Annotated in this window: 20 protein-coding genes; 18 read left to right on the top strand and 2 right to left on the bottom strand. The window is 29.8% G+C overall.

The features are described 5' to 3' along the window. The 13 genes from BQ9840_RS07285 to BQ9840_RS07225 all read left to right on the top strand — a co-directional run bounded on the left by BQ9840_RS07285 (position 1) and on the right by BQ9840_RS07225 (position 15,440). Entirely contained in the window at positions 1-2,220 is a 2,220-nt protein-coding gene (locus BQ9840_RS07285; protein WP_077369165.1) for an ABC transporter ATP-binding protein, read from the top strand. A gap of 55 nt (positions 2,221-2,275) precedes the next feature. Then, on the top strand, positions 2,276-4,072 hold the full coding sequence (locus BQ9840_RS07280) for an ABC transporter ATP-binding protein (protein ID WP_097677500.1): 1,797 nt from the start codon (positions 2,276-2,278) through the stop codon (positions 4,070-4,072). Positions 4,073-4,196: 124 nt separating this feature from the next. Further along, complete coding sequence (gene vanR, locus BQ9840_RS07275; protein WP_077369163.1) at positions 4,197-4,889, top strand: VanR-ABDEGLN family response regulator transcription factor; 693 nt, start codon at positions 4,197-4,199, stop codon at positions 4,887-4,889. Further along, complete coding sequence (locus BQ9840_RS07270; protein ID WP_077369162.1) at positions 4,882-5,961, top strand: sensor histidine kinase; 1,080 nt, start codon at positions 4,882-4,884, stop codon at positions 5,959-5,961. The genes vanR and BQ9840_RS07270 overlap by 8 nt, the downstream gene beginning before the upstream one ends. 133 nt (positions 5,962-6,094) lie before the next feature. Then, positions 6,095-6,994 (top strand): D-alanyl-D-alanine carboxypeptidase family protein, encoded by a 900-nt coding sequence (locus BQ9840_RS07265; protein WP_077369161.1) that lies wholly within the window; start codon positions 6,095-6,097, stop codon positions 6,992-6,994. Between the two features lie 125 nt (positions 6,995-7,119). Beyond that, entirely contained in the window at positions 7,120-7,806 is a 687-nt protein-coding gene (locus BQ9840_RS07260; RefSeq protein ID WP_077369160.1) for a response regulator transcription factor, read from the top strand. 89 nt (positions 7,807-7,895) lie between these two features. Beyond that, positions 7,896-8,819 (top strand): ATP-binding cassette domain-containing protein, encoded by a 924-nt coding sequence (locus tag BQ9840_RS07255; RefSeq protein WP_077369159.1) that lies wholly within the window; start codon positions 7,896-7,898, stop codon positions 8,817-8,819. After that, positions 8,803-9,618, top strand: a complete 816-nt coding sequence (locus tag BQ9840_RS07250) for an ABC transporter permease subunit (RefSeq protein WP_077369158.1) — start codon at positions 8,803-8,805, stop codon at positions 9,616-9,618. The genes BQ9840_RS07255 and BQ9840_RS07250 overlap by 17 nt, the downstream gene beginning before the upstream one ends. Positions 9,619-9,775: 157 nt before the next feature. Further along, positions 9,776-10,534 carry a sensor histidine kinase gene (locus tag BQ9840_RS07245; RefSeq protein WP_159436105.1) on the top strand — a complete coding sequence of 253 codons (759 nt, stop codon included), beginning with the start codon at positions 9,776-9,778 and terminating at the stop codon, positions 10,532-10,534. Between the two features lie 278 nt (positions 10,535-10,812). After that, complete coding sequence (locus BQ9840_RS07240; protein ID WP_077369156.1) at positions 10,813-12,381, top strand: M1 family metallopeptidase; 1,569 nt, start codon at positions 10,813-10,815, stop codon at positions 12,379-12,381. A gap of 79 nt (positions 12,382-12,460) precedes the next feature. Next, positions 12,461-12,898 (top strand): acyl-CoA thioester hydrolase/BAAT C-terminal domain-containing protein, encoded by a 438-nt coding sequence (locus BQ9840_RS07235; protein WP_159436104.1) that lies wholly within the window; start codon positions 12,461-12,463, stop codon positions 12,896-12,898. Between the two features lie 110 nt (positions 12,899-13,008). After that, the gene (locus BQ9840_RS07230) at positions 13,009-13,803 is read left to right on the top strand and encodes an ABC transporter ATP-binding protein (RefSeq protein WP_077369154.1); all 795 of its coding nucleotides are present in this window, start codon (positions 13,009-13,011) and stop codon (positions 13,801-13,803) included. Beyond that, a complete protein-coding gene (locus BQ9840_RS07225; protein ID WP_077369153.1) occupies positions 13,800-15,440 on the top strand; it encodes a hypothetical protein in 1,641 nt (546 codons plus the stop codon). The genes BQ9840_RS07230 and BQ9840_RS07225 overlap by 4 nt, the downstream gene beginning before the upstream one ends. A 29-nt stretch (positions 15,441-15,469) precedes the next feature. On the opposite strand, the gene BQ9840_RS07220 is transcribed toward BQ9840_RS07225, so the two are convergent. Then, positions 15,470-18,391, bottom strand: a complete 2,922-nt coding sequence (locus tag BQ9840_RS07220) for an insulinase family protein (protein ID WP_077369152.1) — start codon at positions 18,389-18,391, stop codon at positions 15,470-15,472. A gap of 289 nt (positions 18,392-18,680) precedes the next feature. Here BQ9840_RS07220 and BQ9840_RS07215 point away from each other — a divergent pair, with 289 nt between their 5' ends. After that, positions 18,681-19,649 (top strand): L-lactate dehydrogenase, encoded by a 969-nt coding sequence (locus BQ9840_RS07215; RefSeq protein ID WP_077369151.1) that lies wholly within the window; start codon positions 18,681-18,683, stop codon positions 19,647-19,649. Positions 19,650-19,690: 41 nt separating this feature from the next. Here BQ9840_RS07215 and BQ9840_RS07210 read toward each other — a convergent pair whose 3' ends face one another. Further along, positions 19,691-20,392, bottom strand: coding sequence for a FadR/GntR family transcriptional regulator (locus BQ9840_RS07210; protein WP_077369150.1), 702 nt, complete (start codon positions 20,390-20,392; stop codon positions 19,691-19,693). A 117-nt stretch (positions 20,393-20,509) separates the two neighbouring features. On the opposite strand from BQ9840_RS07210, the gene BQ9840_RS07205 reads away from it, so the two are divergent. The 4 genes from BQ9840_RS07205 (at position 20,510) to BQ9840_RS07195 (ending at position 24,146) form a co-directional block, all read left to right on the top strand. After that, entirely contained in the window at positions 20,510-21,667 is a 1,158-nt protein-coding gene (locus BQ9840_RS07205) for a sensor histidine kinase (protein ID WP_077369149.1), read from the top strand. An 8-nt stretch (positions 21,668-21,675) separates the two neighbouring features. Then, positions 21,676-22,323, top strand: a complete 648-nt coding sequence (locus BQ9840_RS07200) for a response regulator transcription factor (RefSeq protein ID WP_077369148.1) — start codon at positions 21,676-21,678, stop codon at positions 22,321-22,323. A gap of 119 nt (positions 22,324-22,442) precedes the next feature. Then, positions 22,443-22,586 (top strand): hypothetical protein, encoded by a 144-nt coding sequence (locus BQ9840_RS12515; RefSeq protein WP_159436103.1) that lies wholly within the window; start codon positions 22,443-22,445, stop codon positions 22,584-22,586. 231 nt (positions 22,587-22,817) lie between these two features. Next, on the top strand, positions 22,818-24,146 hold the full coding sequence (locus tag BQ9840_RS07195) for a radical SAM/SPASM domain-containing protein (RefSeq protein ID WP_077369147.1): 1,329 nt from the start codon (positions 22,818-22,820) through the stop codon (positions 24,144-24,146). Positions 24,147-24,153: the final 7 nt, after the last annotated feature.

The raw sequence follows: 24,153 nt of genomic DNA, 5'->3' as shown, positions 1-24,153 counted from the left end.
ATGAAAATTATTTTAAAAGAGCTAAGGCCTTTTGCTATATTTATATTGATTATAGTAGCTTTGCTTTTAGCTCAGGCTATGACAGATCTAGCTCTTCCAGATTATATGTCAAATATAGTCAATGTTGGCATTCAGCAAAAGGGTATTGAAAGAGCTGTGCCTGATGTAATCAGAGCTAGTGAAATGGATAAGTTAAAGATATTTTTAACTGAAGAAGAAAACAAATTGATAGACAGTGATTATAAACTAATAAACAAAGACAATTTAACTAAAGAGGAATACAACAATTATTTAAAGAAGTATAAGGCATTAGAAAATGAAAGTTTGTATATACTTAATACTTCAAATCAAGAAGATATTGATAGGATGAATTCCTTTTTAGGAAAAGCAATACTTAGTAAATATGGTGTAGAAAAAGGTGCTCTTCAACAAGCTATGCCAAATTTGCCTGAAGGAACAGATCCTTTTATGGCACTTAAAAGTTTACCTAAAGAGCAATTGGATATGCTAAAAGCTGAAATGGATAAGCAGTTTAAGGATATTCCTCAATCAATAGTAATCCAATCTGCTATAAATTATATTAAGCTTGAATATGAGGCAGTAGGAATAGATATTGATAAGGTTCAGTCTAATTATATTTTATCTACTGGTGGAATAATGTTACTTATTGCCTTATTGGGAATGATTGCTTCTGTAATTGTAGGATTTTTAGGTGCGAGAGTTTCTGCTTCTCTTGGTAGAAACTTAAGGGATAAGGTGTTTAAAAAGGTTACATCTTTTTCAGATGCAGAGTTTGACAATTTTTCAACTGCATCTCTTATAACTAGAAGTACCAATGATATACAACAAGTGCAATTGTTTGTAATGCTATTATTGAGGCTAGTGTTTTATGCTCCAATACTTGGAGTTGGTGGAGTAATAAGGGCTCTTAATACAAATACCTCTATGGCTTGGATAGTAGGGGTTGGAGTTGTAGCTATACTTATACTTGTGGGAACTCTTTTTGCTGTTGCCATGCCAAAGTTCAAAACGGTTCAAAAGTTTGTTGATAAGGTAAATCTAGTAATGAGGGAATCTCTTAATGGAATGATGGTAATAAGGGCTTTCAACACACAGAAAACTGAAGAAGAAAAGTTTGATGCAGCAAATGTGGATTTAACCAAAACCCATTTATTTGTTTCGAGGATAATGACTGTAATGATGCCAACTATGATGTTTATCATGAATGGTATAATGCTGTTAATAATATGGGTGGGAGCTCATGAAATAGATAAAGCTAATATACAGGTTGGAGATATGATGGCATTTATGCAATATGCAATGCAGATAATTATGTCTTTCCTTATGATATCTGCAGTTTCATTGATACTTCCAAGGGCTTCAGTATCAGCTCAGAGAATAGGTGAAGTATTAGATGAAGAGATCACAATTAAAGACCCTGAAAATCCAAAATATTTAAATGATGTAAAAGGGGCAGTTGAATTTAAAGAAGTTTGCTTTAAATATCCAGGAGCAGAGGAATATGTTCTTAAAGATATATCCTTTACTGCAAATCCTGGGGAGACAACAGCTTTTATAGGAAGTACAGGAAGTGGTAAATCTACACTGATCAATTTAATCCCTAGATTTTATGATGCTACAAGTGGAGAGATTCTTATTGATGGGGTAGATATTAGAGATATGACCCTTAATGATGTTAGAGAACAAATAGGATATGTTCCTCAAAAGGGAGTATTATTTACAGGAACTATAGAAAGCAATTTAAAATATGGGAAAAACTTCAAAGCAAGTAATGATGAGGTACTAAAGGCTATAGAAATAGCTCAGGCTAAAGAACTTGTTGATGAAAAGGAGAAAGGCATATTAACTGAAATAGCTCAAGGTGGAACCAATGTTTCAGGGGGTCAAAAGCAAAGACTTTCAATTGCAAGGGCATTGGCTAAGAGGCCAAAGATACTAATATTTGATGATAGTTTTTCAGCTCTTGATTTTAAGACAGATGCTGCACTTAGAAAGGCAATTAATTCAAATATCAAAAATAGAACAATGCTAATAGTAGCTCAGAGAATAAATACGATAAAAAATGCAGAGAAGATCATTGTCTTAGATGAAGGAAAGATAGTGGGAATGGGAACTCATAGAGAATTACTAAGAAAATGTGAAGTATATAAGCAAATTGCCTTATCACAGCTATCGGAGGAGGAACTTGCGTATGAGTAAAGATAATAATACAAATAGAAGACCAATGGGTCCAGGACCAAAAGGTCATGGACCTATGGCTGGAAAATTTGAAAAACCAAAGGATTTTAAAGGAACCTTCTCTAAGCTTCTTGACTATTTAAAACCGTATAAAGTAAAACTAATTATAGTAATAATATTTGCCATAGGAAGTACGGTTTTCTCAATAGTAGGGCCCAAAATACTTGGGAAGGCAACTACCAAGATATTTGAAGGATTGATATCAAAGGTATCTGGTGGTGAGGGAATAGATTTTTCCTATATAAAAAATATTGTAATGACTTTAATAGGATTATATATATTGTCTGCGTTATTTTCCTATATACAAGGGTTTATAGTAACTGGTGTTTCACAAAAGGTATCTTATAAACTGAGAAAAGAAATATCCAAAAAGGTAAATAGACTACCCCTTAAATATTTTGATAAAGTAAGCCATGGAGAGGTATTATCTAGAGTTACTAATGATGTGGATACAGTAAGCCAATCATTAAATCAAAGTTTAAGTCAGATAATAACATCAGCTACTACATTAGTAGGTGTACTCATCATGATGTTATCTATATCTTGGCAGATGACTATTGTTGCACTATTGATATTACCTATATCAATGATTGTTGTAATGGGAGTAGTTAAGAGAAGTCAAAAATATTTCAAGGCACAGCAAAAATCCCTTGGGGAAGTTAATGGACATATAGAGGAAGTATATGGTGGACACAATATAATGAAAGCTTTCAATGCTAAGGAACAAGTTGTTTCTGAATTTGAAGATATCAATAATGAACTTTATGATTCTGCTTGGAAAGCTCAGTTTTTATCAGGTTTAATGATGCCTATTATGAATTTTGTTGGGAATTTAGGTTATGTTGCAGTTTCAATATTAGGCGGATGGCTTGCTATTAAAAAGACTATAGAAGTAGGAGATATACTTTCCTTTATTCAGTATATAAGAAGTTTTACTCAGCCAATAACTCAAGTAGCTCAAATAAGTAATGTATTGCAGTCTACTATGGCTGCAGCAGAAAGGGTGTTTGAATTTTTAGGTGAAGAAGAGGAGACAAAAGAATCTCAAACACCTGTTAAACTTGAAAAAGTAGAGGGAAGAGTAAGTTTTAAAAATGTTAAATTTGGCTACAATGAAGATAAAATTATAATAAAGGATTTTTCTCAAGAAATTAGTGCGGGACAAAAAGTTGCCATAGTTGGACCTACTGGAGCAGGAAAGACTACCATAGTTAAACTTCTCATGAGATTTTATGATTTAAATGGTGGTAGAATACTTCTAGATGGTCATGATATAGTGGATTTTTCTAGAGGTGATTTGAGAAGCAATTTTGGTATGGTTTTGCAGGATACATGGCTTTTCAGTGGTACTATAATGGAAAACATAAGATATGGAAGGCTAGATGCCACAGATGAAGAAGTAATAAGAGCAGCAAAATTAGCTCATGCTCATAGGTTCATAAAGACTTTGCCAGATGGCTATAATATGGTTATAAATGAGGAGGCAAGCAATATATCCCAAGGACAGAAACAGCTTCTTACTATAGCAAGGGCAATTCTATCTGATCCAAAGGTGCTTATATTAGATGAGGCTACATCTTCTGTAGATACTAGAACTGAAATACTAATACAGAAGGCGATGGCAAATCTTATGGAGGGAAAGACAGCCTTCATCATTGCCCACAGACTTTCAACTATAAGAGATGCAGATTTGATATTAGTTATGAAGGATGGAGATATAGTAGAACAAGGTAATCATGAAGAACTTCTAGCAAAAGGCGGATTCTATTATTCCCTTTACAATAGCCAATTTGAAGATGTAGAAAGTGCATAAGGGCATGCGACAGCGAGCGGTTCTCGCTGTCGCATTTTTTAACAAACTGTAGGAATTGCCTCTGTTGTTTGATGTTTTTTATTATGATATAATTTACTAAAAGTCAGTATGGTAGAAATTTCATATGGGAGGTATTATGATTAAAATTCTTGTGGTTGATGATGAAAAAGAAATAGCTGATTTATTGGAGTTTTATCTTAAAAATCAGGGATATGAAGTGATAAAAGCTAATACAGGTAAGGATGCTCTTCGTTTTATTGATAGTTATAATATTGATTTAGCTATTTTGGATATTATGCTTCCGGATATAGATGGTTTTACTATTTTAAAAAAGATTAGAGAAAGTTATTTTTATCCTGTGATTATGCTTACTGCTAAAGTTGAAGATATTGATAAGGTAATGGGTCTAACTATAGGTGCTGATGATTATATCACTAAGCCTTTTAATCCTATTGAGCTTATTGCCAGAGTAAAGACTCAGATTAGAAGGACTAAATTGTACAATAAAGAGATTGAATCAGATTTTATTGACATTAATGGTTTACATATCAATATGGACTCACACAAAGTGTATATTAATGAAAAAGTTATAGATCTTACACCTTTGGAATATGATATTTTATTGTATCTTGCTAAAAATAAGGGTAAGGTTATTTCTGCAGAAGAGCTTTTTACTAATGTTTGGGGAGATAAATATATAAATAATAATAATACTGTTATGGCACATATTGCAAGGCTGAGAGAAAAGATGGGCGAAAACGCTAGAAAACCAAAATATATTAAGACTGTTTGGGGGGTAGGCTATATCATTGAATAATTATTATAAGTGTTTTAAGAAAAAGTTTTTAATTAGTTTTGCTATTTGGTCTACTCTATATACAGTCATCATATTACTTTTATTTTATTTATTTAAGATAAAATTAGGCAGTAGAACCTATTTCGGATATGAATTTATGTATCCGTTCTATCATTGGGCTAATCATAATAGAGCTTTTTTGGTTTTATTAGTTTTATCTTTTGGTTATGCTGTTATCATTTTAAGGCTTTTTAAGAAAATATTAAAATATATGGATGAGATTATCAATGCAATGGAAGAGATATATAGAAAAGATGATGAGTTGATCACTCTTTCAGGAGATTTAAAAGAAGTAAATGACAAAATGAATAAAATTAAGTTTAAATTGAGGGAAAACGAAAAAATAGCTAGAGATTCTGAAAAAAGAAAGAATGATCTGATTATATATCTTGCTCATGATTTGAAAACACCGTTGACTTCGATCATTGGTTATCTAACTATTCTGAAAGATGAAAATGATCTTAGTGAAAGATTTCGTAAAAAGTATCTTCAGATTAGCTATGATAAAGCATTAAGACTTGAAGATTTAATAAATGAATTTTTTGATATCACACGTTATAATTTGAAGGATGTTGTGCTTGAAAAATCTATGGTTGATTTTAGCTTTATGATGGATCAAATTATCTATGAGTTCAAACCATTACTAATAGAAAAAAATCTTACAATGAATAGTAATATTGAATCTGGAATTAAGATAAATATAGATACAAATAAGATTGAAAGGGTTGTTGACAACATTATTAGAAATGCTATCAATTATTCTTTTAAAGATAGTATAATTGATATTTGTGTAAATAAAAGTGAAGATTTTGTAAATATAATTATTAAAAATAATGGACCAACAATCCCAAGTGAAAAACTTGATCATATTTTTGATGAGTTTTTTAGACTTGATCCTTCTAGAAGTTCTGAGACTGGCAATGCTGGACTTGGACTTGCTATTGCAAAATCAATCGTAACGGCTCATGGTGGCACCATCGATGCTAAGAGTCAAGATGATATTATAGAAATGAGTGTAAAACTTCCAATTTAAATTGTAAGAAAATCGTAAGTATTTAATAATGTAAAACGAAAGAAATACACCTTGATTTTTGATAATATTGTATCAGAAACTAAGGTGTATTTTATTTATTACAATTATTTATGACACATGGGAGGTACATACAATGAAAAAATTTTTTAAGCGTTTAATGTTTATAGTAATAGCTTTATTCTTAATTGTCACATTAAAAAACAAATCTAGTTATGCTAGTTTTAATTTAGGAAAATTATTAAATGTCTTTAAGTCAGATGATTATGCTAGTAGATATATTTATGTTTTAGATCGAGAAGATAAAACTTCTCAGTATGAAAAAAACTCTAAGACTAAAGCATATCCTGCATCTTTAACAAAGATTATGACAACTATTGTAGCACTTGAACATATTGATGATCTATCGGCAGTTGCCCCTATAGACGTAGATACATATAGGGAAATGGTTGCAAATAATTCTTCTATGGCAGGGTTTTATGGTAGGGAAGCAGTAACATATAGAGATCTTCTTTATGGTACAATTTTAAGCTCTGGTGGTGAGGCTGCCAACTCTCTTGCTATAAATGTTGCAGGGAGTGTAGAGGATTTTGTGCGCCTTATGAATGAAAAAGCATCTGAACTTGGACTTGAAGATACTCATTTTACCAGTCCGGAAGGTCTTCACGATAAGGATCAATATACTTCAGCTTATGATATGGCTAAACTTTTGGATTATGCTTTAGATAATGGTGACTTTAGAGCTATTTTCACGAAGATGACTTTCAAGACAACGCCTACCGTGGATCATCCTGATGGTATTGTCTTAAAATCAACAGTTCTCTCCAAACTTGATGGTGTACCTCAAGGGAGTTTTGAGATTATAGGCGGTAAATCTGGGACAACATATGAAGCTGGTGAATGTTGGGCAACACTTGGAATAAAGGAAGATCGTGAATATATTTGCATAGTTATGGGTGCACCTCTAAAGGATATCAGCAACCCGGATATGGCACAGATAGATGATACCATTAAACTATATGAGAGAATTAAATAGTCACCTAACAAACGGCAGAGAGTGTCTTGCGACAGAAGGGACGGTTCTCTTTTTGTCGCATTTTTGTTATGATATAATGTACTAAAAAGTTGGTAAGGTGGAATAGGTAGGAAGGTGGAAATAGCATGGTTAATGAGAATGATTCAAGAATACTTATTGTTGAAGATGATACAAATATCAACAATTATATTTTTGAAAGTCTTTTACTTAATAATTATAATTGTAAACAGGCTTTTTCTGGGACAGAAGCTTTGATTTATTTAGGAAAATATGATTTTGATATTATTTTGCTTGATTTAATGCTTCCAGGAATTTCAGGAGAACAATTAATATCAGAAATAAAGAATTTGACGGACTCCTCTATCATTGTTATTTCTGCGAAGGATGAATTGGAAAGCAAAGTTGATGTATTAATGTTAGGAGCAGACGATTATCTTACAAAGCCCTTTAAAATAGAAGAGTTAAAGGCTAGAATGTTTGTGCAATTAAGAAATAAAAACAAGAAAGTGTATAATAAATTGATGAAATATAAAAATCTGACACTAGATAAATCTTTACATAAGGTAATGATTGAGAATCATGAGGTAGATTTAACTCCGCAAGAATTTAAAATTTTAGAATTATTATTAAACTTTCCCAATAGGGTGTTTTCAAAGCAAGATATCTATGATTTTGCTTGGGACGAATACTTTGAAGGAGAAGATAAAACAGTAAATGTACATATTAGTAATATAAGAAAAAAATTCAAAGAGTATTCAGATGAAGAATATATAGAAACAGTTTGGGGAATAGGATTTCGGTTAAGCAAATAAATCTTTAACAATTCTTTAATCTTTATTTTCGAATTATTAAACTTTTTCTTTTATAATGTAAGTGATTATAGGAGAAGGAGGTTAAAAAAATGGATTATTTACTTTCAGTTCAAAACTTATCAAAAAAATATAGCAATCAATTTGCCATTAATAATATAAGTTTAAATTTAAAAAAAGGCGAAATTTATGGGCTAATTGGGAAAAATGGAGCAGGGAAAACAACTCTTTTAAAGATTGTAGCGGGATTAGTAAAACCTAGCAATGGAGAAATTGCTTTATTTGACTATAGTGGGGCTAGCAGGAAAAAGGTTTTATCAAGAATAGGTACATTGATAGAGGCTCCTGGACTATATTCAAATTTAACGGCATATGACAACTTAAAGTTAAAGTGCTTATGCTTAGGGATAAATGATTCTAAATATATTGGTTCTATCTTACAAATTGTTGGGCTAGAAGCGGAGTCAAATAAAAAGGTAAAACAATATTCTTTAGGAATGAAACAGAGATTAGGAATTGCCATGGCATTAGTAGGAGAACCAGATTTATTATTATTAGATGAACCTATAAATGGACTAGATCCACAAGGAATAAAAGATGTTAGAGATATTGTATTGAAACTCAATAAAGAGTATGGGATAACAATGATAATTTCAAGTCACATTTTAGATGAATTGTTAAAGATCGTTGATAGGTTTGGAATAATCAATGATGGAAGGCTATTAAAAGAAATATCAAAGGAAGAGCTTAAGGAAATATGTTGCAATCATATTGAAATAAAGATAGAAGAACCTAAAAAAGCAATTGTAGTCCTAGACAAATTAGGATTTAACAATTACAAGGTAATAGATAATCATACGATAAATATTTATGAAAGATTAAATGATAGTGGATTAATCTCTTTGGAATTATATAAGAATGATATTTCCATTAACAGTATTTCCATAGAATCTATCTCCATAGAGGATTATTTTATTCATTTAACGGGAGGGAATATTGATGAACAATCTAATTAGAATGGATTTTTATCGTATGAGGAAAAATAAAACCACATGGATTATTTTGATGTTTTTGATATTAATGATGTTTGCCTCCGTTTATATGTCTTATTCAGATATAAAATATTATAAGAACAATCCATCTGCATTAGAAAATCTAAAATCATCTTCGGAGGAAGTTAATTGGGGAATATATATAGGAAGTGTTTCGCCAAAGTGGTGCGAAGATAATGAAGTTCCCATTGATGGATTAATCAAAATAAATATTCAGAGCAAAATCGTACTAATGTTTTTGGTCGTGTTTGTTGTGGGTTTTGTAAGTAAAGAAAATAATTCTGGTTTTATTAAAAATATTGCAGGACAAGTATCAAATCGTGGATTTATATTGTTATCTAAAATGATTATCGTAGGGATATATTCATTAATTTTGTTGGTAGTAGCAATTGTAACAATATTTGTAAGTAGTAAGATATTGCTTGGATATGTTTTTGTGGAGAATTTAGGATTATTGATAAAATATATTCTTTATCAATGGATATTACATGTGGCATTTGGATCATTTATGATATTTTTAATTACACTTCTAAAAAATGAAATTGCAAGTTTATTGATAGGTATCTTAGTTTCTGCTGGTATACTACAAATCATTGATGCTTTTATAAAATCAAATAAAAAAAGCATAATGTACTTTTTAAATTCAGGAAATATTGGACAATTAAGTTTGGGAGATTGTAGACCATTACTTATAGCAGTTGTTTCAATGACAGTATATATGGCAATTAGTATGTACATTATCAATAACAGAGATATTCAATAAGGAGAGTATTAGGATGAAGTTTGCGTTAATTATTATCATTATTATTTTATTTATTGCTATATTATATTTATATAATTATCGGAAACAAGTTCGTTCTATTACTGAGCAATTAAAATTTATTATTTCACATGATACAAATAAAATTATTTTTTGTAATATGAAAGATAAAGAAATAAACAAATTAGCTAGAGAAATTAATGAATTGATTAATCAATCAAAGGATTTAAAGAAGGAATATGTAAATAAAGATATTTATTTAAAAGAAACTTTAACAAGCTTATCTCATGATATAAGAACACCATTAACTTCGTTAGATGGCTATATTCAATTGCTAAAAGTAAGTGATGATTTGAATAAAAAGGATTATTATACAGATATATTACAAGATAGGGTAAATGTCTTAAATTACATGATTGAGAATTTGTTTATATATTCAAAACTTCAAAATCAAACATTTCATTTGGAACTAGAAACATGTGATTTAAAGAAAATTTTAGTTAATACAATTTTTCAATACTATGAAGAATTTGAAAGAGAAAACATTGATTTATCAATTGAATTTAATGAAGATGAAGATTATTATATTATTTCTAATGAAACAGCTTTGATTAGAATTATACAAAACAGCATTAAAAATATCTTAGAACATGCTAGAGATAGTGCGGCAATAGCAATGTCAAAAGTAAATAATGAAATTACATTGGAATTTAAAAATGAATTTGATATTAGTGATAAGGTTGATCCAAATAGGATTTTTGACTTGTTTTATAAAAGCGATTCAGCAAGGAGTAAAAGTTCTAGTGGCATAGGGCTTGCTGTTGTAGATGAATTAGTTAGACAAATTAAGGGAAATATCAAATGTGAAATAAATGGAACTGAATTTAGTTTGATACTAGTATTTATTGAAAGATCATGATGAAAATATATAAGTATTAATTGAGAAAATCAATATCTGAAGGATTCTTCTTATAGTGAAAAGCTTGAGTTTCTAGAGGTAAGCATTATTATATAGTTTGTTATGAGAGAATTCTTCAGCAAAGGAAGATAAAAGTTTCTAAATATGTTGAAAGAATAATTTGTATTATAGGATGGTGATTCATGGATGATGGAAGTAAAGTTTTATGAAACAGTTGACGATAGTCTTTTAAAGTTTGCTGTAATTGTTGGAAAGGCATAATTGGAGGTGAAAAGATAATGAGTAAAATTAAAAGGTTTTTATTGATTGTTATGATTATCCTTATAATATTTTCAATGATTGGCTGTGATACAAAGGAAGGTGGAACTACATCTACAACAGGAGAAATAGATACTCCGAAAGAGAAGATAGGACAAACAGACTTTTCAAGCAAGGCGGATTGGGAAAGTTACCTTTCAGATGAGAAATATAATCGAAATGTTTTAGATATTAAGACACCAAATGAGTATAAAATTTATATAGAGTTTGATCCAATACAGAAAAAGTATATAGGCAAGCAATCGGTTAAGTATATAAATAATGAGGATGTATCTTTAAGTGAAATATACTTTCACATTTATCCCAATGCATTCAAGGAAGATAGTACAACACCTTATTCTTCAGATTCCTATATCGGAGGTTTTAATTCAGGCTTAATTAACGTTACAAAAGTCATGGTGGAAGGTAAAAAGATTAAATCCTCAATACTTGGTGATGACAGCACATTATTGAAAATACCTATGAAATCAGCTCTTGTTCCTGGAAAATCTGTAGAAATTTATATGGAATATGAAGTTATACTTCCTAATGCAGAAGAACGCTTTGGTTATGGAGACAACACGTTTCAAATAGGAAACGGATATCCCATTGCAGCAGTATATGATAGCAGAAAGTGGAATATTGATTTGTATTACTCCATGGGAGACCCTTTTTACAGTGATATTAGCAACTATAGTGTTACTATTAAGGCACCAAAAGATTATATTATAGCTTGTTCTGGGAAAATTCTTTCGGAAGAAGTTCAGGGAGAAAGTAAAGTTTGGAATGTGGAAGCAAAACTTATGAGGGATTTTGCTTGGGCTGCGAGTCAGGATTTTATTATTCAAGAAAAGGTTATAGATGGAGTATTGGTCAAGAATTATCTATTGCCAAATAGTGAGACAATTAATACTGAGGCAGCAGAATTAGCATATAAATCTGTAGAGGTCTACAATAAAATATTCGGAAAGTATCCTTATGAGGTATTATCTGTTGTAACTGCTGATGCAACTGGTATGGAGTATCCTGGAATGGTGTTTGTGTGGAAGAGTAACAAATTAAATGATAAAAGTCTTGAAACTACAATTATTCATGAAGTAGCTCATCAATGGTGGTATGGAGTGGTAGGGAATAACCAGATATATGAGGCTTGGTTGGATGAATCCTTTGCTATATATGCAGAGAAACTTTTCTATGATGAAGTCTATGGCGAGGAGCAAGGAGAGAAATACTATGATGAAATTGTTGCTATCTATAAAAATAGGATTGGCGATAGTGGTAAAAAAGAACTGATTTTGATGCCAACTTATATGATAGAAGATGGGAATGAGTATACTGGTTTATTGCTCAAAGGAGCTATGTTTTTACATGAAATTGAAAAAGATTTAGGGAAGGATAAGTTTTATAATATTCTAAACACTTATTACGAAAAATATAAATTTTCCATTGCTACGACGAGGGACTTTATTGATGTATGCGAAGAGTTAGCAGAAAGAAAATATGAAGAAGATATAAATAATTGGTTTTTTGGAGTAAAACAAAAAGATTAATAGGGAAGATTTTTTAAAGCTTATGCGACAGAAGGGACAAGTTCTTTTGTCGCATTTTTGTTATGATATAATATATTTATTGGGGGAAAACAATATATTGGGAATGGGGGGATTAACATCCCTTGAATCAAGAAAACAAGTAAACGAAGAATACGCATCTAATGTTCCAATGACCTTTAGACCTGTATATGAGTCTGCAATTAAAAATAGCAGTAATAAAGAATCTGCAAGGATAAAGGTTGAAAATTATAAAAATAATATTATATTATTTGCAGGATGTGAGGATAAATTATGGCCTAGTGATACTATGGCAGAACAAATAAAAAATAAAAAACCCAAAAACACAGATTTATGTTTATATCCTGATGTTGGGCATGTCATAGGAGGCTTAGCAGAATATGATAATTTGAAGATGGGAGGAGATGTCGAAGCAAGTCAGAAGGCCAAAAAAGATAGTGATGAAAAATTGTACAAAGCTTTAAAAAGTTGGCATAAAAAAATATGGATTTTTAAATAAAAATTACATCAAATTTAAAACAATAAAATCAAAATGTCTATTATTTAGATTTCTCCTCAACATATTTTTGTGATAAAATTGTATCATAATGGATAATAAGGAGTGAGTCGATGGAATCACATAATCAACCAATAATAACTATAAGAGGATTAGAAAAGAGTTTTGGTACTAAAAAAGTGTTGAAGGGAATAGACTTAGACGTTTATAGAGGACAGATTATAGGTTATATAGGTCCAAATGGAGCAGGGAAAAGTACTACTGTTAAGATAATGCTAGGACTTATTGAACAGTATACAGGAGAAATAAAGATATTTGGACAAAATGTATCTAGTGAAAATGTGGAATATAAAAAGAAAATAGGCTATGTGCCTGAAGTAGCTGAAATATATGATAGTTTAACAGGAAGAGAATATTTAACCTTTGTAGGAGAACTATATGGACTTGATTATGATGTAGCTGATGAAAAAGCAAAGAAGCTAATGGAATTATTCAATCTAGAAAAGGTATATGATTCAAGGATATCCTCATATTCAAAGGGAATGCGTCAAAAGGTAGTCATAATATCAAGCTTATTAAACAATCCTGATATTCTATTTTTAGATGAACCTCTTAGTGGAATGGATGCAAATAGTGTTATGGTTTTCAAAGAAGTATTGGCAGAATTGGCTTCTCAAGGGAAAACCATATTTTATTCTTCTCATATAATGGAGGTAGTTGAAAAAATAAGTAGTAGAATAGTTCTTATAAATGATGGACAAGTTGTTGCAGATGGGAGCTTTGATGAACTAAAAGAAAAGTCTATGGAGGGTTCATTGGAAGGAATATTTAACGAACTTACTGGATTCAATGAACACAAAGAAATTGCAGAAGAAATTGTATCCGTAGTTCAAGAGGTGGAAATATGAAAGATTTTAAAATACTTAGGTTTATAGATAAATTTAGGAGAATATTTGAAAGATTTGGAGTAGATTATGACATTATGAGAAAAATACTTCAAGTTAAGCTTATGTTAGATGAAAGAAGAGTTCCTACAGTAATGAAAAATAATACTTCCAAAAAGAAAAGTGAGGAAGGAAATAGCATTGTAAAATCTCTGTGGTTTTATATATTGCTTGGAATAATATTAGTTCCTTTTGTTATTTTAGAGGGAAATTATCTATTTAAAATGAGTATTCTATTTGGTATATTGATGTTCATGATGATGACTATTTTAATTTCAGATTTTTCTTCTGTATTATTAGATTTAAGAGATAAGGACATCATTCTATCAAAGCCAGTAGATGGGAAAACTCTAAGTGCAGCAAAGACTGTCCATATAATGATATACATGTTTTATATAACATTTTCTTTTACAGGACCAGCACTTATTGTATCCTTATTTAGAAGTAGATTTCTGTTTTTTATAGTATTTCTATTAGAAGTAATTCTTATGGATTTATTGATAGTAGCTTTGACTGCCCTATTGTATATATTGATACTTAAGTTTTTTGACGGTGAAAAACTTAAAGATATTATCAACTATGTTCAAATAATATTATCCATAGCCCTATCTGTAGGTTATCAACTTATAGGAAGGTTATTTGATTTTAGTGATATTATGAATATTGATTTTGTTCCAAAATGGTGGCAATATTTAATTCCATCTATGTGGTTTGGTGGGCCTTTTGAGTTGATTATCAATAAAAATTATGATACTCATATAATTGCATTTTCAGCTTTGGCTTTGATAGTGCCTATATTATCAATAATAATATATGTAAAGCTTACCCCTACTTTTGAAAGCAATCTACAAAAGTTAAATAATAGTAGTGGAAATGTGAAAGTTAAGGACAAAGGATTAAATTTCTATTTATCAGAAATATTTTGTAGGACCAAAGAAGAAAGAACGTTTTTCAGATTTGCTACAAATATGATGAAAAAAGAAAGAAATTTTAAGCTTAAAACTTATCCTTCATTAGGGATTTCTTTGATTTTCCCATTTATATTTTTATTATCAGCGGTTAAAAATGAAGGATGGGCACATTTAGCTAATAGCAAGATGTATTTTAATATATATTTTGTTGCCCTTATGATACCCACTATACTTATGATTATAGGGTATTCAGAAAAATATAAAGCTGCTTGGATTTATAAGATGTTACCTTTTACTAATACAAGAGATATTTTTAAGGGTACGCTGAAGGCTTTAATTATCAATCTTTTGTTACCTGTGTATATTTTTCAAAGTATAATATTTATGTTTATATTTAAAGGTAGAATAGCTGTAGACTTAGTTATAGTATTTTTAAATATAATATTATTTGTAGTAATTTGTTTTAAATTTATGAAAAAGACTTTACCTTTTTCTGAGTCTTTTGATGTAGCAAATCAAAGTCAAGGATTTATTGTTATACCATTGTTTCTAGTTATATTAGCATTAGGTGGAGTTCACTATGTGGCTACAAAAATTGATTATGGTAGGTATATATTTATGCTAATATTATTGATTGCAAATATATTTGCATGGAAAAAGGCATTTAACATATCTATAGAAAATATGTAGGGGAGACCTGTGGTCTCCCGCTTTTCTTATTATTTCTTCAATTTAACAATATTCTTAAACACTTCACTATTTTCTCTTATCTTATTTTCATTACCCAATACACATAGATAATCTTGTTTCATTGTATCTTCAAGAATTGGTGAAAGGGCTCTTATGTCTTCAAGTTTTGTGCTTAGTACTTCATCTCTTGTTTTTTGCACTTCTTCTTGACTTATATTAGAGATATATCTTATTGTTGCTATTTGTCCCTTCATATGAGGTGTCAAAGCTGGATCTAGACGACTCATAGTACCTATGATGAATGTTGTCAAATCAGATTCATCTAGATTTAAGTTCTTAATATAATCTGCCATACTATCATAAGTATTTATAGTTTCCTTAAGATTAGGATCTCTATAGGAGTAAGTTACTAGATGACCTGTAGTATCAAAGGATATACCTGCACCATAAGCGCCACCTCTTGCTCTTATTCTATTGTGAAGGAAATCGCCATTTAGTATAGTAGCTAAAACTAACATACTACCATTGTAGTCATATCCAAGCTTTTTGAAATTGTAGCCTTTTGATACATATTGAACATTTCCAGATGAAAGTATTCCTTCATTTAATTTTTCTTCAGAAAAACTAAATTTCTTACTTTCTATTTTTTCTGTATTAATGTCCTTTGTTACAATTTTTAGATTGTCCTTAACAATAGCGAAATCTTCCTTATCTCCAGTGAAGGATACAATTAAATTATTTATATTAAATATTTTTTCGTATACTTTGTTTAGATTAGACATGAACTCTTCACTATTTTCATCAAATTTTTCTAGAATGTCTGATATGAACCAATAGAAATCTAGTCCGCTTATCTTTTCCATATATCTCATAGATGGTGAGAAGTAGGAACCAACTCTTGCAGAAGCTATAGAATGTCCCATATCGAATATTACCATTTCTATTCTTGATTTCAATTGTTGAAGCAATTCTTTAACTCGTTTTTTGTCTTCTAATTTGCTTTCAGTAATCAAAGTATTTGTAAGTTCTAATAGTTTAAATATATTATCTCCTATAGCTTTGCCACTGATGATGAACTTAGGATGGAAAACTTCATTGTTTTTGTTTTCTCCATATGCATTCACATTGAAATTAATTCCGCCAGTGTTTACATATATTTCATTTGAGAGTTCAGAATAAGTCATATCCCTTGTATCCATTTTTCCTAAAAGCCATGCCAATACATTTGTATATGGGATCAATTCTTCATCAAGCATACTAATATCAAAATATAAGTCTACATAGGCGATCTTACTAGTGAATATATCATGGTAAAGTATAGTGTGGTTTTCATCCTTAATTATTTCCTGAGGAATAACTAAAGCTTTAGGTTCAACATCAGATATAGAAAGTTTTGGGATTGTAGCTTTAGCTTCTTCAGTATCATCTGTTAATTGGATATTTTTAAGTTTTTCATTTTGTCCAATTAATTTTTCAATATCTTCCTCAGTAAGAGATTTTTTATAATCAGCTAGTTTTTTCTTTGTTTCATTTATTTTTTCTTCTCCCAATCCTTTTTTAGGTTCTATAATTACCATTGAACTATGGGAGTTATTAATGATTCTCTCTTCAATGAATTTTTCAAAGTAACCACTATCTATATTGTTTCTAAGTTTATTTATGGTTTCATCATATTGTAGATGAGTTGTAGGACTACTATCGTACAACCAACTATTTAAGGACTGCATATTGTATATAAGACCCTTTGTTGGGAATTTTCCAGCTTCACGTAGATTGTATTCAACTATATTTATACAAGCTTCAATTAGTTTTCTATCGATGCCTTCCTTAACTAGTTTGTTTAGAGTATCGTAAACTACACTTTCAAATTCTGGTTTTTTATCTATAGATGTATTTTTTGCAACAATACCAAAACCTAGTTGTATGCCATCAGTTACCATTGGGAATATATCTTCTCCTATTCCAGCATCGATTAATGCTTTTTTAAGAGGTGCAGCTTGAGATTCTATTAATAATTGACTCAATATACTACTCATTAAATAAGTTTCTGAATCTGTTTTTTCTCCCAATACGTAGTTTAAGCTTAAATAAGTACGATTTTGTTCACTTTCATCATTTGAAATAGGGTAGTAGTCAACTATTTCATTTCTAGATGTAAAAGGTTTTTGTGCATTGATATGAGAATCTATTTCTATTTTTTGAAAATTGGATAGATAATTTTCATCTATAAATTGCAATTGTTTTTCTATATTTCCATTACCATATAGATAGATATAGCTGTTGGAAGGATGATAGAATTTTCTATGAAAATCTAAAAAAGCTTCATAGCTAAGTTCTGGAATAACATCAGGATTTCCCCCAGAAGAATATTTATAACAAGTATCTGGATATAGTGATTTACTTATGTTTTCATCTAGAATTGTCTCAGGAGATGAATAGGCTCCTTGCATTTCGTTGTATACAACGCCCTTATATTCTAAATCATCTTCAGGGTCAAATAATTCATAATGCCAACCTTCTTGCATAAATATTTCAGGTATTTCGTATATGCTAGTATAAAAAACTGCATCCAAGTAGACATCCATCAAGTTAAAGAAATCTTTTTCATTTCTACTTGCTATAGGATATACTGTCTTATCTCCAAAGGTCATAGCATTGATGAAGGTTTGTAATGAACCTTTTACCATGTCCATGAATGGTTCTCTGGTTTTATATTTTCTAGAACCAGATAGAACGCAGTGTTCTATAATATGAGGAACTCCAGTACTATCTGATGGTGGAGTTCTAAACCCAATGGAAAATACCTTGTTGTCATCTTCATTTTCTAAATGCAATAATCTTGCACCTGATTTTTCATGATAGAATATTCTTGCAATTGACTGTATTTCTTTTATTTCATACTCATCGATTAAATTAAATCCAAAGTAAGTTTTACCAACTTCAAAAATCATATAACTACCTCCTCTTATAAAATTATCGACATATTAAGTATTATATCACTAATGGAGATAGTAACGCCAACTAAAATATCTATTGAATGAGTCAAGGGACCGTCCCCTGACTCACAAAAATGCGACAAAAAGAACCGTCCCGCTGTCGTATTGACAAATTAATTAAATAGTTTGACAATAAAATAACTATTGTAGACATTAATATTTCATTGTGGTATTATAAAAAAAAGAAGTGGTAAGACCACTAAACCATCAAACCAAAATTAATCTTATGGAGAGGATGACTTAAATGGAAAAGAAGAGAAGTGCTAAGATATCAATAGTAGGTGCAGGTTCCGTAGGCGCAACTGCTGCTTATGCATTAGTTATGGGAGGATTGGCTTCAGAACTAGTGATAGTTGATGTTAACAAAGAAAAAACATTAGGCGAAGTACTAGATTTAAGTCATGGTGCAGGATTTGTAAAACCTGTAAATATTAAAGCTGGAGAATACAAAGATACTAAGGATTCAGATATCGTTATTATAACAGCAGGGGCTGCACAAAAACCTGGTGAAACTAGAATAGATCTTGTAAATAAAAATATTAAAATTCTCAAATCAATTGTTCCAGAAGTCGTTAAATATAGTCCAAATTCAATATTATTAGTAGTTTCAAATCCTGTAGACATATTAAGCTATGTAGCTTATGAATTGTCAGGGTTTCCTAAAGAAAGAGTTATAGGTTCTGGTACTGTTTTAGATACTTCAAGACTTAAATATGAAATAAGTAAGAGATTAAAGGTAGATGCAAGAGATGTTCAAACATATATCATGGGAGAACATGGAGATACAGAATTCCCAGCATGGAGTTTAACAAATATTCAAGGTATTGAAATTGATGAATATGCAAAAGAAGTAGGTTGTAGATACAATGAAGCTGTTAGAACAGAAATCCACGAAAATGTTAAAAATGCAGCTTACGAAGTCATCAACAGAAAAGGAGCTACTTTCTATGCTATTGGCTTAGCTATCAAACGTATAGTAGAGGCGATACTAGGTGATGAAAAATGCATATTACCAGTTTCTACTTTAGTTGAGGATTATTATGATATAGATGATATTTACCTAGGAGTACCAGCCATAGTTGGAAGAAATGGTGTTGAAAGAGTGCTAAAGGTAAGCTTAAATGATGATGAAATTGAAAGATTACAAAGTTCTGCAAATGCATTAGAAACAGTTTTAGATGCATCATTCCCAAAAGAAGGAGTAGCTATATAATACAAATAGTCACCTTTATTACTAACTAATAGAGGTGACTATTATATTATAGATTTTTTCATTTCATTATTTACAAAATTAAGATGATCTGTCATAGCCTTTTCACTAGCTTTAGGATTGTGAGATTCTAAAGCTTTATATATATCAAGATGCTGAGCTTTTATGATTTCCTTATGCTTTTCTTCTATCATTATGTTTTTTCTTATATCCTTTATAGATGCTTCAATAAGGGATGAAACTGCATTTAATATACTTTGTAGAAGAAAGTTTTTACTTGCCTGTGCTATTTTATAGTGAAAAATCACATCAAGTTTTGCCAATTCATCTTCAGAACGTGAATTTTCTGAGGTTGTTAAAATATTTTTTATATCCTCTAATTCTTCCATTGTAATTCGTTCAGCTGCTAATACAGCTGTACCTTTTTCTATTACATTTCTAAGTTCTAATATTTCTTCTGCATTGCTTTCTTTTATTAAGAAAAATGTAGAGAAAGGTTCAAATAATATATCTTCAAAATTATCTTTAATAAAATTTCCTTCTCCCTGTTTAGACTCTATTAGTCCCATTATCTCTAATTCTTTTAAGGCTTCTCTTACAGAAGATCTGCTTACTTCTAATGTTTCAGCCATTTGTCTTTCAGAGGGCAATTTGTCACCTTTGTTGAGATTTCCTCTCAAAAGCATTTCTTTTATTTGTTCAACTACTTTTTCAGAAACAGTTGTATTCTTAATTGGAGTAAACATAGTATTTCTTCCTTTCTCAATTTAAGCTTATATTATATTTTACCTAAAATATTGTTGTATTTCAAGGTAGTAAATATATGCTATAATAACCTTATTAACTTAATTATAGGTGGAGATATGGATAATAATAAAAAGTTATTAATTATAAGATATTTTATATTAACTATTTTAATATTTAGTATTGTAGCATATAAAGAAAATGTAGATGTTTATGCTGTTATTTTGGTTCTTATAATTATCATAAATAATCAAATTAGATTTTTTACTTTTAAAGACAATAAATATATAGTCTTTATATCATTAATATTAGAATGGATATTGTCATATATTTGCTACAAAAACTATGGTGGATTAGTTTTTTCTTATATGTGCATAGGAATAATAGACGGAGTTTTTCTTCTGAAGGGAAAGTTGTCTTATATATCTATTGGACTAGCTATTTTCACTGTAGGTTTAATGAGTAGAAATTTAAGCATTAATGAAATTATTTTAAATGTAGCTTCTCTTGTTACTTTAGCTATATTATCCAGCTACATAGTAGATGAAAATCATAGATTGATAAAAGCAGAAGAATTATATGATAAATTGAGAATATCAGAAGAGCAATTGAGAAAGGCAAATGCTGACTTAGAAATATATGCAAACTCTATAAAAGAATTAGCTATACTACGGGAGAGAAATAGAATATCAAGAGAAATCCACGATAGCGTTGGACACAGTTTGTCCACTATAATAATCCAATTAGGAGCTATAGAGAAAATTGCCAAAGAAAATGGAGAAATGGCTTCAGATATGGCAAATAATTTAGGTGAATTTGCTAAGGATGGGTTAAATGAAATAAGGACAGCTCTAAGACAATTAAAACCTAGTGAGTTTGAAAAATATGAAAGCATAATAGCCATAGAAGATTTAACGAAGGAATTTAGCAAACTTACAGGAGTAGATGTAAAGCTAGGCTTTACAAGGGAAAAATGGCCTTTAAATAGGGAGCAATCCTTTGTAATCTATAGAATAGTTCAAGAGTTTCTTTCTAATTCTATTCGTCATGGAAAAGCAACTAAGGTAAATATCTTTATGAATTTTAATGAAAATGATCTAATCCTCACCCTTAAAGATAATGGACAAGGTGTTGATAATTTGGAAAAAGGTATGGGACTTACTAACATTTGTGAACGTGTAAATGAACTAGGTGGACAAGTAGATTATGATACCAAAAAGGATAAAGGATTTTTAATGAGAGTAGTTGTGAAATTAGACAAAAGTTTAGTATCTTAGGAGGAACTATGGAGAAGACAAAAGTCTTAATTGTTGATGATGAAAAGTTAATACGTGATGGCTTGAAAATAATATTGTCTACATATGAAGATATTGAAGTTGTAGGATTGTGTGAAGATGGCAGAGAAGCTTTGGAATTTTGCAAGAAGACAAATGTTGATGTAATACTTATGGATATTAGAATGCCTAAATGTGATGGGGTACTAGGAACTAAAATCATTAAAGAAGAGTTTGAAGATATAAAAATTCTAATATTGACTACTTTTAATGACACAGAATATATTCATGAGGCCTTAAAATATGGAGCATCAGGATATCTTTTAAAGGATAGTTCCTATGATTTAATATATGAGGGAATAAAGGCAGCAATTAAAGGAAGTGTAGTAGTTCATCCACAGGTAGCAAGCAAGATGATGTCTCATGTAGCTAATGAAAAAGACTATACTAAGGAGATAGAAAAATACAATCTTACTGAAAGAGAAATTGAATTGATAAAGGAGATAGCTAAAGGACTTACAAATAAAGAAATAAGTGAAAAGCTATTTCTTTCAGAAGGTACTATAAAAAATAATATTAGTTTCATACTATCAAAACTAGATTTAAGAGACAGGACTCAAGTAGCTATTTTTGCATTTAAAACTGGATTGGTTGAATAAAAAGAATTTTTTACCATTTTATAGGTTTATACCAAAAAATCCTACTTTAAAGTAGGTTGATTTATATACATTTATTATATAATATTATAAATAATAGGACAAGTAGGAGGGGTTGGAAAATGAAGAAGAAATTATTAGTATTGATAATGATATTTACAATGATATCAGGAACTATGTTAAATTATAGACAACCTGTCAAGCATGTGGTTCAAGATGATGATGAAATTGAATGGAATAGCTGTATTGGAGAAGAACTACTATAGTATAAAATATTAAATTTATTTTTAATCTTTTTAATTAATTTAGCAAGTTTGCATGAAAATTTTTGACTTTATTTAAAATTAATCAAATAATGATTTTTAAGTTATTAAACAATGCTTACATTGTAGATGTTTTATTATAACAAATTTTGTATATAATAATTATTTTATGGGGAATGAGATTATATTTATTGATTTGAACAAAAAATATTATAAGAGGGGGATTGGTATAAAATGAAGGCATCAAAATATAATTTTTTCTATGAATTTCCTGAAGATATGGAAAAGTTAATAGCATATAATGCAAGAACTAATGCATTAGCACTTATTGAAAAAGAGAATTATATCAAATATCAGAATTTTGTTGATAAATCTATTGCTATTGACGATGAAAAATTGATAGAAGATTTAAAGAAAGGACAATTTTTAATAGATGATGAATTGGATGAGCTTGATTTATTAAAATATAACATGCTTAGTTCCAAATTTGATACTAGGCATTTGGGTTTGACTATTGCACCTACGATGAATTGCAATTTTGATTGCATATATTGCTATGAAAAAAATGAAAGACAAAATGTAACCATGTCTAAGGATGTTCAAGATAAAATAGTGGAATTTGTAAAACAGCAAACAAAATATGTAGAAAGTATAAATATAGGGTGGTATGGTGGAGAACCTTTATTGGCATTTGATGTTGTTAAAGATATTTCTGAAAGAGTAATGAATATATGCAAAGAAAAAGATATTATGTACAGTTCATTTATTGTAACAAATGGATACAAATTAAATAAAAAAATTGCAGAAGAACTTAAAAAATTAAATATGGAATTTATGCAAATAACATTAGACGGACCAGAAGATATTCATAATAAAAGACGTCCTTTAAAAGGAGGGCAAGGAACTTTTTGTAAGATATTAGAGAATATGTCGGAATTAGTAGATATTTTGCCAGATATATCTTTAAGAATTAATGTGGACAAAGAAAATGTTGAAAGAGTTGATGAAATACTAGAAGAATTAGACAAGTTTGGGCTTAAAAATAAAGTATATGCCTATTTGGGTTATGTAGAGCCTATAAATGGCTGCTACTCAACAGGTAAATGCTTAACTATGAAGGAATATTCTAATATAGATTTTGAATTTAGTGATAAACTCAAAAAACTTGGATTTGTAGAAAATAATATTTCCGGATATCCAAATTTGAAAACTAATTTTTGTGGTGCAGATAAAACTAATTCATTAGTAATTGATCCTAATGGTGACATATATAAATGCTGGTCTGATATAGGAATGGTCGAATATAAGGTGGGAAATATTATGGACAATATTTCAGTGAATACAGATAAATATATGAAATATATTCTTTATGATTCAACCCAAGATAATGAATGTATGAATTGCAAGATGCTTCCAATATGTATGGGAGGATGTCCTAGGAGGAGGATAGATGGTAAAGTTGATAGATGTAGTTCATATAAATATGTATTAAAAGAATATTTGGAAAAGACAGCAATTATTAAGAAAGAAGAATTGAGAAAAAACAAGACCGTTGAAGCTTAATAAATGC

This window comes from Anaerosalibacter sp. Marseille-P3206 (genome assembly GCF_900155565.1).
Classification (GTDB): Bacteria; Bacillota; Clostridia; order Tissierellales; family Sporanaerobacteraceae; genus FUHM01.
This window is presented reverse-complemented; position numbering and strand designations above follow the sequence as displayed.

Coding starts and splice junctions, on each gene's coding strand:
- BQ9840_RS07220 (WP_077369152.1), bottom strand. CDS start 18,391: ATGATTTTTGAAGTTGGTAAAACTTACTTTGGATTTAATTTAATCGAT.
- BQ9840_RS07210 (WP_077369150.1), bottom strand. CDS start 20,392: ATGTTTACTCCAATTAAGAATACAACTGTTTCTGAAAAAGTAGTTGAA.
- vanR (WP_077369163.1), top strand. CDS start 4,197: ATGGGAGGTATTATGATTAAAATTCTTGTGGTTGATGATGAAAAAGAA.
- BQ9840_RS07250 (WP_077369158.1), top strand. CDS start 8,803: ATGAACAATCTAATTAGAATGGATTTTTATCGTATGAGGAAAAATAAA.
- BQ9840_RS07265 (WP_077369161.1), top strand. CDS start 6,095: ATGAAAAAATTTTTTAAGCGTTTAATGTTTATAGTAATAGCTTTATTC.
- BQ9840_RS07280 (WP_097677500.1), top strand. CDS start 2,276: ATGGCTGGAAAATTTGAAAAACCAAAGGATTTTAAAGGAACCTTCTCT.
- BQ9840_RS07260 (WP_077369160.1), top strand. CDS start 7,120: ATGGTTAATGAGAATGATTCAAGAATACTTATTGTTGAAGATGATACA.
- BQ9840_RS07230 (WP_077369154.1), top strand. CDS start 13,009: ATGGAATCACATAATCAACCAATAATAACTATAAGAGGATTAGAAAAG.
- BQ9840_RS07205 (WP_077369149.1), top strand. CDS start 20,510: ATGGATAATAATAAAAAGTTATTAATTATAAGATATTTTATATTAACT.
- BQ9840_RS07240 (WP_077369156.1), top strand. CDS start 10,813: ATGAGTAAAATTAAAAGGTTTTTATTGATTGTTATGATTATCCTTATA.
- BQ9840_RS12515 (WP_159436103.1), top strand. CDS start 22,443: ATGAAGAAGAAATTATTAGTATTGATAATGATATTTACAATGATATCA.
- BQ9840_RS07255 (WP_077369159.1), top strand. CDS start 7,896: ATGGATTATTTACTTTCAGTTCAAAACTTATCAAAAAAATATAGCAAT.
- BQ9840_RS07285 (WP_077369165.1), top strand. CDS start 1: ATGAAAATTATTTTAAAAGAGCTAAGGCCTTTTGCTATATTTATATTG.
- BQ9840_RS07215 (WP_077369151.1), top strand. CDS start 18,681: ATGGAAAAGAAGAGAAGTGCTAAGATATCAATAGTAGGTGCAGGTTCC.
- BQ9840_RS07195 (WP_077369147.1), top strand. CDS start 22,818: ATGAAGGCATCAAAATATAATTTTTTCTATGAATTTCCTGAAGATATG.
- BQ9840_RS07245 (WP_159436105.1), top strand. CDS start 9,776: ATGAAAGATAAAGAAATAAACAAATTAGCTAGAGAAATTAATGAATTG.
- BQ9840_RS07200 (WP_077369148.1), top strand. CDS start 21,676: ATGGAGAAGACAAAAGTCTTAATTGTTGATGATGAAAAGTTAATACGT.
- BQ9840_RS07225 (WP_077369153.1), top strand. CDS start 13,800: ATGAAAGATTTTAAAATACTTAGGTTTATAGATAAATTTAGGAGAATA.